General features: G+C 51.1%; 5 protein-coding genes. 4 read left to right on the top strand and 1 reads right to left on the bottom strand.

Going from position 1 to position 12,859, the window contains the following annotated elements; genetic code table 11:
• Positions 1 to 2: 2 nt before the first annotated feature.
• From rclC to WHR59_RS17395, 4 genes are all read left to right on the top strand, one after another.
• Entirely contained in the window at positions 3 to 563 is a 561-nt protein-coding gene (gene rclC, locus WHR59_RS17410) for a reactive chlorine resistance membrane protein RclC (protein ID WP_043015506.1), read from the top strand.
• A gap of 580 nt (positions 564 to 1,143) precedes the next feature.
• Complete coding sequence (locus tag WHR59_RS17405) at positions 1,144 to 1,839, top strand: flagellar brake protein (protein WP_221922514.1); 696 nt, start codon at positions 1,144 to 1,146, stop codon at positions 1,837 to 1,839.
• Positions 1,840 to 1,860: 21 nt separating this feature from the next.
• Positions 1,861 to 2,442, top strand: a complete 582-nt coding sequence (locus tag WHR59_RS17400; protein ID WP_170928040.1) for a helix-turn-helix transcriptional regulator — start codon at positions 1,861 to 1,863, stop codon at positions 2,440 to 2,442.
• Between the two features lie 101 nt (positions 2,443 to 2,543).
• Positions 2,544 to 3,311, top strand: coding sequence for a putative bifunctional diguanylate cyclase/phosphodiesterase (locus tag WHR59_RS17395; RefSeq protein WP_200000276.1), 768 nt, complete (start codon positions 2,544 to 2,546; stop codon positions 3,309 to 3,311).
• A gap of 117 nt (positions 3,312 to 3,428) precedes the next feature.
• Here WHR59_RS17395 and WHR59_RS17390 read toward each other — a convergent pair whose 3' ends face one another.
• Entirely contained in the window at positions 3,429 to 12,761 is a 9,333-nt protein-coding gene (locus tag WHR59_RS17390; protein WP_338843329.1) for an autotransporter outer membrane beta-barrel domain-containing protein, read from the bottom strand.
• Positions 12,762 to 12,859: the final 98 nt, after the last annotated feature.

The following is a 12,859-nucleotide window of genomic DNA, read 5'->3' as shown; positions in this document are numbered from 1 at the left end:
GAATGGAAAAATATCTGCATTTACTCAGTAAGGGCGATAGAATTGGATTAACCCTAATTCGCCTGAGCATTGCAATTGTTTTTATCTGGATTGGCTTATTAAAGTTTGTACCTTACGAGGCCGACAGCATTACGCCGTTTGTCGCCAATAGCCCGGTAATGTCATTTTTTTATGAACATCCAGAAGAGTATAAGCAGCATTTAACCCACGAAGGTGAGTTTAAGCCGCAGGAACGTGAGTGGCAGACTGCGAATAATACGTATACGTTTTCCAATGGTCTGGGCGTAGTCGAGGTGCTTATCGCTTTGCTGGTGCTGGCTAATCCTGTTAGCCGTTGGTTGGGACTAATTGGCGGCGTTCTGGCATTTGCTACACCAATTGTAACCTTATCATTTTTAATAACCACGCCTGAAGCATGGGTAATGCCGCTGGGTGATTTACACCACGGATTTCCATACTTGTCAGGCGCCGGGCGGTTGGTGTTAAAAGATACGTTAATGTTGGCGGGAGCAGTGATGATCATCGCAGACTCATCCCGATCAATAATTAAGCAGCGATATTGAATTTTTAACGTTGTACCCTCTGTAAGATAGCAAGCCACTATAGTTAGTTTCGGTAATTACCGGGCCAGCAGGATGCTGGCTTTTTTTCTGCCTTAAGGGAAATTTATTTAATATGTATGAGTTGCAATTATTCAGTTTATAAGAATAACGAGTCAGAGCTATATTTTTGATTAATGATACAGTGTCGTAAGTATTTTCCTTTCTTCTTGTACAAGCGTGCCACCCCGCGTACGACATAGCCCTCCCGCAAGGATAGCTCCATTTTTCTCAAATTTTATCTATGCAATTCTTGCTATTTGTTATCTCAAAACTACACTTCAAAAAAGATTGTTATTCACTTTTGTTATAGTTAATCAACAAGTTCGTGTGGTTTTAGGCATGTCTTAAGCTAGAATTAATCCTGATTAAACGTTTTTACGTATCAATAAATGACTAAAGATAGTTAAAAACTTAATTTTTAACCAACTGTTTGACATGGAATCCACTATGGTAATTAAGCACCAGGGGTGGATGCTGATCTCGCGTTTTGTGAGTAACCAAAAGCGAGACATATCTTAAATATGGAAATAAGGGTTTTAGAATGAGCTTTGGATTAGCAAAGGAAAACAAGTTTGAAATCATAGCTACCCTTCGAGAAGAGCTGCACAAGAAAACGAAACTGGAAGTCTTATGCGAAAACAGTAGCGTTATCACGCAGTTAGAGAAGGTCGATTTCGAGCGGTTTGTGATCTCCGGGCACGAAGACATTGTTCCTGAAAAGGTCCAATACTTTATCCTGCACAGCGAAAGCGGGATTGTGAAATTTAGTGCCAGATTCGAACAAACCTCATCAGCAGGTGCGGAAGCAGGATTATCCTACCTCATCCCGGATATGATTTTCTTTGCCCAGCAGCGACAAAATCAGCGTTTTTCCTTCCTGAAGGGTTACGACTTTTTCTGTTTTGGTCGTTACAAAAACGGAGAAAACTACTCTCTGAAGATTAAAAACATCTCGCAGGGCGGTTGTGCATTAATTGTTAAAGATGTGAACTCCCGTTTTCTTTATAAAGATGCGGTGATTAAAAATGCCACACTGGATTTTGATACGTTTGGCAGTTTACAGCTGGATTTAAAAGTGATCGATGTCGTCATGATCAATGAATTTGATGATGATAATCAATTGTATTCCTGCCATCAGATCTCATGCGGGTTCGATTTTAAAAACCGTCGCGAAGAGGCTGAGGTCGAGAAGATTATTATTAAATTTTTAATGAGTAACAAGATTAGAAGCTTATAAGGAGCGGTGAACAGGATGTTGATGTGTGGCAGTGATAATTTTGTAGGCAACGGTCTGTTTACCTACCTGACAAGCAAACATGTACCGATACAAACATTCCCGTTTGAGGATATGTTGCATCAGACATCATTATGCCAGCATCAAACCATGGTTTTTAATATCATTGATAATGAACAACCGTGTTCAGCGATCGTGCAGTTTCTGAATAAAAACCGCTTTAAGTTTTATAATAACGTCGTGGTAATTGTTGCTGATAGCCTGGTGGCAAAATTATGCGTCGAGTTGTTATATGTTGAAAAAACAATAGTTTTGACTGAGAAATCTTCGCTGCGTGATTTCGGTCAACTGGCGTCGTTAACGGTCGGGAAATGGAATCCCCGACTATATCGTTCGCAGAAAAGATTAACCGAGAGAGAGCAGCAGATCCTGAATTTGTTGGTAAGCGGTTATTCCGCTAAAGAAATTTCAGAGTTAGTTAGTCTGAACTATAAAACTATTCAGGCGCATAAGATGCGGGTCGTCGCCAAGCTGGGACTGACCAATACCTCTGAGTTAAATAAATTAATTGTCAGATTTACCCATCGTATGTCTTTTTTACCCTAAGTTGGCCATTCTTTTCTGATGTAACATACCTAATAGTAGATACAATTCGGGAGTGATGTTGACTGGTTTTTAATTTCTATGATTTATTGAGGGGGAGCGGAATGTTTAATTCCAGTGAGGTGCTAACTGCGCTTGAAAAGGCATTGAATACCAGTCAGCTTTATATGGTTTATCAGCCTATTTTTAACTTGCGTACTCAGAGTATTAGTGGGTTTGAAGCATTAATGCGTTGGAATAGCCCTCAGATGGGTATGATCTCTCCCGATGTTTTTATTACATTACTGGAAGACAGCGGCAATATCATTTCAATTGAAGATATGGTTATCCACACTCCCTGGGATGTGGCAACCTGTTGGCCAGACCCCCTTGTACTATCAGTCAATATTTCCGCGCTTGAATTTTGCGATCCTCTGTTACCCCAACGTGTCAGAAAAAACCTTACCGCCTGCGGACTGCCGCCCCATCGATGCCAGATAGAGGTCACGGAAACGTCGCCGCTGTGCGACAGTCAGGTAGCGGCTAAAAATATGATGGAGTTGAAGGCGATAGGGGTCAAACTTGCCCTTGATGATTTTGGAACCGGCCACGCTAATCTTAACTATCTGTTGAAATATCCTTTTGATACCTTAAAAATTGACAAGGAATTTGTCACCGGCATTGAACCCGACACCCGCTCAACAAAGATTGTGGAGGGTATCATTTCACTGGCGCATAATTTTGGGATTGAAGTTCTGGCCGAAGGGGTGGAAACCCAGTCCGAACTGGACCGCCTGATGCAGATTGGTTGTGACAAAATTCAAGGCTTTTTCATTTCTCCTCCGGTGTTGGCAGAAGAGATCCCTACACTCTTAGTACAATATAATCATTAATCCCTCCTTTTTACATTTCCCAAACCCTTGATTGTGCCGCGTTGCCGGTAAGTCCGCAGACCTGAAAGACAAAAAAAAGCCCCCTGTAGAACAGAGGGCGGGTAAGTTTATATCTGCTTAGAACGATTTCTTAAAGCCGATAGAGGCATTGATCGGCGCTTCAACCTGCGACTTACTGCCGCCGTTGCTGAATTGCGTACCCAATTCACCGTAGACCTGCAGGTTTCTGTCGATAGACCATGACAGACCGGTGGCAACTTCAGTGCTGGAGTACTGTTGTGAAGATTCCAGCGTGGTGGTGGCGACCGCATTGCTAAAGTGCGTTTTGTCTTTTGACCCCAGTCCCTGCCAGACGTTGACCCTACCGTACGGCTGGAATTTGCCATGGTTGGTGTCATAGTCTGCGACCAGGCGCACGCCCAGACGAGCGGTAAAGGAATCAGCGGTATCCATTTTCACTTTCGTTTGGGTCACACCATCGAGATGCCCGTTATCGAAGTCGCTGTATTGATAGATCAACTGCGCCTGAGGTTCCAGACTCCATGCGCTGGCGCCCAAACGGAATGATTTACCCACTTCTGTCGACGCCGTCAGCGTGTTGCCTCTGACGGTATACGATCCGTTATTGCCGGTCGCCGCCAGGCGGGATTTATGGTTACCGTATTGCAGGACGTTATCAACATACATTCCGTCGCCCGAGAACCAGGTGGCATAGCCGCCGACATAAAACGCGTTGTCGTCGATGTTACCGCCTTTGCCGTCGCTGCCTGTCTTCGTGCCTTTCACGTTGCTGTCGATGTCAAGAATGCTGGTATACAGTCCGGCTTTCCAACTGTCGTTAGCATACATGTCAACGCCGACCTGAATACCCATGGTATGGGAGCTGGTTTGTGTCCCGGCCGCATCATCCAGTTTGGTTTTTCCGGAGTAACCAATCATTCTTGCCCAGGCGCGATTATCTTCATCAATACCCGGTTTAACTTCGTCGCCCATACGCTGGTGCATGTTGCCTAGCAGGCTGATGTCGCCCTGACGAACGACGCTGGCGAGACCAGAATACAGCATAGTTTCTGGACGATATTCGCTTCTCAGGTACCAGTTTTCACCCTGACCTTGAGCATTACCCGCATGCAGTTGATACTCAAATGCGCCAGCAGCCATACGGTCGGCGGCAAGATGGAAGGCGTCACGCGACGTTTGGGCCGTGGTGGTCGCGCCATTGAGCGCCGTCACCACTTCGATGCCATCGCCAATGGTCGGCGCGCCGAGACCAGAGCCGTCGACATCCAGCAGCGTACTACCGCTGGCTTTACCGCCATCGATAATCAGACGGTCGGCAATGCCTGCGCCGCTACCATTCTGGATTGCCGCCATGTTGATAGTCCCTTTTTCGCCGGTGTAATCCCCTTTGACGGTTAACGTTGTGCCAGTCTGCTGGCCGATGAGTGAAACATCGCCGCCGTTGCTCAGGCCCGCTACCGTCTGGTTGTATCCCTGCGTGTTCAGGGTGGTGTCAGCGACAACGTAGTGGTGCGAAGCGCTACTAAGGGTGTTGGTATTACCCGCCTGCAGCACGCCGTTGGCAATCAGCGTTGCGCCGCTGTAGCTGTTTTCACCTTGTAGCTCCGTCACACCGCTACCGGTCTGATGCAACTGGCCTTCGCCGCTGATATTACCGGTCAGCGCCAGGGTATCGCCACGATTAACATTGAGTACGCCGTTATCAACGATATCCCCCTGAATGCTACCGATATCACCGCCGTTACCCAGCTGTAAAACGCCTTGTTCGATGGTGGTGCCACCGGTATAGGTGTTATCCAGCGTCAGAGTCAGGGAGCCTTTACCGGTTTTGGTCAACTGACCGTTACCTTCGACTTCCGTTAGCAGGGAAACGTTATGTCCGTTGGTATCGAATGTCCCGCCGCCGGATTCCAGCGTCACCTGACGGGCAGTATCAAACGCTTCGCCATATTTCAGCGTACCGCCATTAAAAGTAATTCCCGTTTCTGGCGCGCCAAGGTTGGTATCGCCCGCCACCTGCAGCGTCCCTGAAGTGATGGTGGTTCCACCGCTATAGGTATTGTCGCCAGTGAGGATGAGCGTACCAAGATCGCCTTTATTCAGGCCGCCGGTACCGCGGATTACGCTGTCGATAGTGGCGGTGTAGTTAGCGCCGTCTACTGTGCCATCGCCGACGCGAATCAGCGTGTTGGCCGTATCGGTGGTAATGGCCTCACCGCCTACGCGATAACCATCGGTAGCGAACTGTGCGCCGCTAATGATAACGTCGCCTTTGCTGTTATCGACGGTGACGTTGCCCGCTTCACCCTGGAAGACGGCAAACGCGGCATCGGTAAACGGTGCGTTCAGCGCGCCTTCTGGCGTTGATTCATCCGTAGTCCAGTTGTCGTTACCCTGGCTTGATTGCCAGATACCGTCGCCGCCGTTGATGACGCCGTTGTTTTTCAACTCGCCATTCTCACCGCCGGTGCCGTCCCAGAAGCGCAGCGTCAGTCCGGCATGGTTGACCAGGTTAACCTGGTTTTTAACCGAGGTTTGAACGTACAGGCTGTCTGCGGCTTCCGGCGCGTTGGCAATGTCCATCACATTGTTGGTCAAGGTGCCGGTGTAGTTGATGACACGATAAACGCCAACGTCAAAACTACCGCCCGGAGAGGTCTCGATATTGAGCTTACCGTCGAGCGTCAGATCGCCATTCACATCAATCAGGTCGTTGAAAGCTCCGCCAGGGGTATAGGCCTGACCAAACTGGTAATCAAGCTGTGCGTTATCGCTGAGCGTCAGTGAACCGGTAGTGAGTTTACCCACGCTGTTGATGGCGGCACCTGCGGTAATATGGCCATCGTCCAGCACATCAACCGCGCCGCCGATAATACCGTTACCGCCGAGCGTTGCCCCTGATTTCACTGTCACCTGACCGGTTGCGGCAGACTGATTACCGTTGACCAGCAGCACACCTTCATTGACGTCCGTGGCGCCGGTCCAGGTATTATCGCCGGTCAGCGTTAATGTGCCGTCGCCGATTTTCACCAGACTGCCGCCGTTGCCGCTGATAATGCCGCTAATGGTGTCATCAAGATGCAAATTACCCAGCGACAATTCTTTATTCCCCAGTTCAACGTTACCCGCACCGGACAACGAACCGATAGACGTAGCGCTGTCGACTGCGCTGATATCGACCTTGCCACCCGCCAGGTTTTTAACGACGGTATCTTCAGCCATCGCCTGGTCGGCTAAGGTCATCAGTCCGCTGTTATTCACCGTAGCATTGCCGCCGCTGGCGTTTTCTTCCAGCGCCAGGGTGCTGTCTTGTGACACGTTAACCTTCGCGTTGCCCGCGGTAGCGTTGTTGGTTAACACCGCTTTTGCTGCGCCCGTCAGGTTCAGTTTTGCGCTCGCAGCGGTGACGTTATCTGCCAGCGTTAACAGGCTGTCGGCAATGTTCATGGTCAGGGACTGCAGACTGGTATCCGTTCCGCTGACATTGAGCGTCGCCCCCTTATTGACGTTCACAGTGCTGCTTTCATTGCTACCAAAGGCCCCGGTTTTGCTGACGTTGACCGTTACATTGTTGGCATTTCCGGTACCGGCAATTTCGGTATCGCCTTTGTAGCTGTTCGCGCGGTCGAGCGACAGGGTGCTGCCCGCATCGCTTGAACTGCTGGTGACTTTCAGTTTACCGTCGCCGGTAATCTCACCTGTTGGCGTGAAGTGGTGTGAATTGAGGTCGAACACCGCCGCGTTATCATGTGCTCCCAGCTCAATGGTGCGATTGCTGATCAGGTCCGCGCCCATTTGCAGCGTGGAGCCGTTATTGATAGCTAAGTCGGTTCCGCTCTGGCCGAGGTTGCTGTCGGAGGAAATCTGCAACGTACCGCCATCAATGCGCGTGCCGCCACGATACTCGTTATCGCCGCTGAGGATCAGACGACCAAGGTCGGTTTTCACCAGCGTCAGCTTGTCAGTCGTGCTGGCTTCGCGGATAACGGACTCAATGGTCGCGGTGTAGTTTTGCCCCGCGCCACCGGCGCCAACGCGCAGCAGCAGTTCACCGGTTCCAGGCGTCTGGCCTGCGTGGGTCGCGTTTTCCGTGGTGGCATAAGCGTTAAGCGCATCGCCTTTAACGACATAGCCATCGGCGTCAAACTGTGCCCCGGAGAAGTTAACTTCTCCCACGGCGTTATCAACGGTAACGGTTCCGCCTTTGGTGGTGAAGACAGCAAAGGACTTCTGCGCCCAAGGGGCGTTACCTTCACCGGTTGCTGTGGTCCAGTTGTTATCACCCTGGCTGCCGATCGCCATCCATTTGCCATCGCCACCGTCAATTTTGTTGTCGCCTTCAATGCCCGACGCGCCGTGGCTCTGATTGACGGTTGCGCCGTCCCAGAACTGCAGGGTAACGCCGTTGGCGTTCACCAGGTTGACCTGTTTGTCGATGGAGGTCTGGACAAAAATATTGCTCTTATCCTGGCTATCCGGTATCGCGCCTAATTCCAGCGTCTGGTTATTCAGCGTGCCGCCGTAGTTATAGATACGGTACACACCCGGTCCGAAGTTGCCGCCCTGTGAAGTCGTCACATCCAGGGTTCCGTCCAGTTGCAGATCGCCTGCGACGTTAATCAGATCGTTTAGCGCACCGCCTGGCGTATATGCCTTGCCCAGTTCAAAAGCGGAGGTCGTTTTGCTGCCGAGCTGCAGATTACCGTTGATGGATAACGTACCCGCACCGCCGTCACCGGCGCTGAGGGTCGTGGCATCGTTCATCAGCACGTTGCCGCCGATAACGCCATTGCCGCCAAGTGTGGATGTGCCGCTGACGGTGGTGGTGCCGCGCGCCGCGCTTTGATCGCCATTGACCAGCAGCGTACCGTTAGTGACAGTGGTCTCACCGGTATAGGTGTTGTTGCCGTTCAGTCGGGTAATGCCGCTACCGATTTGCTGTAGCGCCCCGATGCCGGAGATCACACCATTGAGCAGCACGGTGTTGGCGCGATTAATCGCCAGTACGCCGTTGTCGATAATGTCAGACACGGCGCTGACTTCGCCTTCATTTCCGCCGTCACCTAACTGCAGCGTACCAGTTTGATCAATGGTGGTAGAGCCGGTGTAGCTGTTGTTAGCGGTAAATACCGTAGTACCGCCCGCCGCACGTTCGAAGTTCCCGTCGCCGCTGATGATGCCGCGATAGATCTGTGCTGCTGACGTATCCCCCTGGGTATCGAAGATAACCTTGCTGCCTGCGCCCTGGGTGGTGATATCGTAATCGCCAATGCTTGCGGCAGTACTGGTTGGCTCGACGTGGTCGCCGGTGCGCAGCGTTGCGCCATTGTTTACGGCGATGGTTTTGCTCGCCAGATTAAGGTTTTCAACTACGCGCACATCCGCATTTGACCCGCTAATGGTCAGTGAATCCCAGCCGGTGCCAATGTTGGTGCCGGTATTTAGGTTGTCGCTGGCCAGCGTACCAATCTTCGCATCTTTCGTATCGGTGAAGGTGAGGGCGTTGCCTGTACCCGCAGCGGTCATGATGTGGCGCGTTTTATCCAGCGTCACATTGCCAATGTTGGCCTTATTGTTACCACCGGTACCCGCGAAATTCACTTCGCCGGCATAGGAGCCACTGCGCCAGTTGAAGGTGTCCGTACCTTCGCCGGTGTTGATTACACCACTGGTCACACCGCCGCTGATATCAATGGTGTCGTTACCTTTACCAGACTGAATGGCTACCGCCGTGTCGTTGATAGCCTGCAGGGTTCCCGTGTTGGTAATGGTTTTGCTGCTGTCGCCGCTGGCGTCGATCACCGGTGATGTGGTGCTGGCCGAGATAATCTTGCCGCTGTTGGTTAATGCGCTGACGTTTTTCGCGATGATCGCCGAACCGCCTGCGCTATCATGCACGTTGATGTCAGCATTGGTGGTGACACGACCGTCCGTATTGGCGCGAATCCCGCTGCCTTCGCTGTTTTGTACTTCAATGGTGTAGCCTTTGCCGATAGTAAGGTCGCCCGTCACCGCATCGCCATTGCGTTGTTCAAAAGCGAAGCCGGTACCTTTACCATTGACGTTAAGGATGTTGTTCAGCCCATCTTTCATGTTCAGCGCCACGCTGGTACGGATCCCCGGGCCATCGTTGGCATTGATGGTCACGTCATTGAGCGTGATATCGGTATTGTTGGCATCGTTTTGAATACCGGCACCCGTCCCTTTAGCGCTGATAGTCACACCTTTTGCAGCCAGCTTACCCGCTCCCGTCTCGAGACGAATGCCGTCTGCTGAACCATTGGTCGTGATGGCATCGCCGGCATTACCGGTAATACTCAGGCTTGCACCATTGGTCAGCAGAACCCCTGCGGTTCCGTCATCAACGGTTACCTGGCCCAGTTTTTTAATCTGAGCGCTGGCACCTGAAGCCCGTACGCCGATACCGTTACTGACGTGCAGGGCGCTGGAGGCGTTATTGGTTAAACTCCCGCCTTTTTGAACATCAACACCGATGCTGTCGACGCTGGCCAGATCGATAATCGCTTTGGTATCGAGGATCAGGTTGCCCAGATTTCTCGCCACATAGGCGATAACCTTGTTGCCGCTGACTTCAGAGGTGATCTTCGCGTCCGAGGTGAGGGTGGTGCTCGTGGCATTACCCTGCGTATTGCCATTCAATTGATGCGCCTGACCATCCACAACCCCGGCAACTGTTCTTTCACCGGTCAGATTAATGGTGGTTTTATCGCTGATAGTTCCTTTCGCGCCGCCCTCGATAACCAGTGCCGCGGAGTCGGTACCCTGAACGGTGAACGTTGCTTCACCAGTATCTACGCTACTGCCAGCCCCGGTGGCGAGAACGCCAACAGAATTGTTACCGCTGAGAGTCAGATTCAAGTTGGAAGTGGACTGATCTTTCGGGTTAGTGGTATTACCGGCCAGCAATGCGCCATTGGCGATACGGAAAATGGTGGTGCGATCCTGACCGTTGTCATTCATCACCGCCTGACCAATATTGGCGGTAGCGCCTTTGCCATACAGGTAATAACCAATCTGATCGGTGCTGTTGAATGACGGGCTACTCAGGCTGTCTACGTTAGCGATGGCGTTATCACGCACGTGCACGCCGATGTTACCGGCCTTATCCAGCGTGATGTTGGAGTAAACGTTGACCACTGCCTGGCCGTTAGCGCCGCCTTCCGCCCAGATGGCGTAGTTACGGTTACCGACGCCGCCTTCTCCGTCCACCACGATAGAGCCTGCCGCGCTGGTGGTGACTTCGGCATTTTTGTTATTGGCGCTAACGTGGATCCCCACGTTGTTGGTGCCATTTACGTTAATCTTGCCGTCGTTGCGGATTTCCTGATTATTTTCCGCGCCGCTGTCCCGTACGGAGATGCCGTAGTTCTTACTGCTACCTCCTTCAGAACCGCCATTGATCACGATGTTGCCGGTATTGAGGACGTTGCCCGTGGCATTCCCGACCAAAATCCCCGCGGCGTTACGTATGCCGGTTCCCAGCGTGATAAGGCCGTTGTTAATAACTTCTTTAGCACTCTTGGTCATAATACCAGCGCTCAGGCTGGAACCGCCCGCCATGGTGACATCTTTAGACGGATCGCTTGCGTCGCGACCAAGATAAATTGAGGCATCCTGAGCGTTGGTAAAGGTGGCATTCCCGGCGACTTCTACGCCATAAGCGGTGCCTTTGGCAAAGGATGCACCGCTTTTACGCCCATCTACGACGTTGATATCGCCGTTGTTGACCCCTTGCGCATCGTCAGACAGTTGCATCCCAATAGCCAACGTCAGCGAAGAGTCGGGTACGTCTTTGCTCCAGGGATCGGCTGCCGACGCGGTACCGAAGTTATCGGTGGTGATGGCCTGGTTAATCGTGCCATCGTTAGTCATCTGGCTGGTACCTTGCCCCTGCATGCCAAATGCGCCATAGCTGTTGACGTTTTGGTTGCCGTCTTTGTCGATAAACAGCCCGGAATTGATGATCCCGTTGTTGGTTGCCGTAGCGTCTTTTGCCAGCATGCCAATCGCCAGACTCTGTCCGGTAGAAGTACGTAATGCGTTTAGTTGGCCGAGGTTGTTGATAACCCCGCCATCAATGGCTTTCATGACGCCATTAATACTGCCGTCAACGGCAATAATCGCATCTTGGTTCAGGGTGCCGGTGGTGCCTGCACCGTTGGCGTAAATAGCATGCAGCTCACCGCGGCCAGCGGTCGCGTTATTGCTATGCGACAAGCCGTCGGTCCAGACATCGTAATCCCAGGTGAGCACGTCTGAGGGCTTGCTGGAGTTGATAAGATCATCAATCAGCTCGGCATATTTCGTTTGTGCGGCGGTGGAGGTAGTGACAACATTTGCATCCAGCCACAGCTGGATTTGGCTGACTTTTTCGCCTTCCGGGTTTTCTGCTGCATCGCTGCTGTTGCCCAACAGCCAGTCGTTAAAATCGGCCAGCTCCTGCGTGTTGGTAATGCTAAATGTGCGCTCACCCGTTTCGACGACATTGCCGTCTGTATCATAACCGTAGGTCATGAGCTTCACATCATCGCCAAACACAGAGGTTTGCGCCGAGCCGGCGAACGTTTTTTCAGGAATAACCGGAGCAGCGTTAAATTTTATGTAGTTATCGGATTGCCAGTTAACCTGGCTACCAGCGTCCTGAGCCTCCAGTAATGAGGAGTCTTTGGCCAGCAACTCGATAGTATTGGCTTTGTCGCGGACATTGAGCGTGTCGTTGCCAATATCCAGATTGGCTATGGAGCCATTTGTCGCCAGCGCGATGCCAAATTGTTTATAGATTTTAGACAACGTTGGATCGTAGGTGTTTAATGCCGAATCGCCAATCTGTGATTCGGTAAGAAAATTATTTAAGTCATTGGTGTTAAAGACTTTAATAGTTGTAGGTTCGCCAGGGAAGGCCGGGTCGTTAATATCAAATTCTGTGCTTTGTGATGGTGTCGACGATTGGTTATACGTCAGGTATTCCGCCAGTTCTTCAGCGGTAGTAATCGTTTTTACGCCCTGGTCAGGGCTGGTGGCCTGCAGGGTGATTTTGCCGGTTTGCAGTAGCTCTCTGATGGTCGTTGATTCAACAACACCACTTTGGCCTGGGGCAATCGTTGGGATCGCGCCGCTGATATTGAGCGCCTGACCAGCAGTGATATCTTTATATAAGAATCCGTAGTCGTGGATACCCTCATAATCTCCAACGGAAATACCTGCCTGGTAGTCGGTGAAAATATTGTGCTCACCGATATCGATAATCGGATCAGCGGAAGCCGGCATTGAAGCAGCGCTTAATGCGCCGGCCGCCAGTACGGCGACAGTTTTACGCGAGCTGCTTTTTTTCTTTCCTTTAGTTAATTCGGAAACGACCACCCAGATACCGAGTACCGCGTTCCAAATAATGCTGTAAACTTTGTTCATATATAACCCTCGTCTACATTCCTGTTATGTATGTGTTAATACGTTGAGTTGTTGGCTATGGTTGGCACGCGGATGTGCTACCCGGTAATAGATTTCGG

Source organism: Citrobacter europaeus (assembly GCF_037482245.1).
In the GTDB taxonomy this organism is placed as follows: Bacteria; Pseudomonadota; Gammaproteobacteria; order Enterobacterales; family Enterobacteriaceae; genus Citrobacter; species Citrobacter europaeus.
Note: the sequence above shows the minus strand (reverse complement) of the source record. Positions and strands in the feature narration are given on the sequence as shown.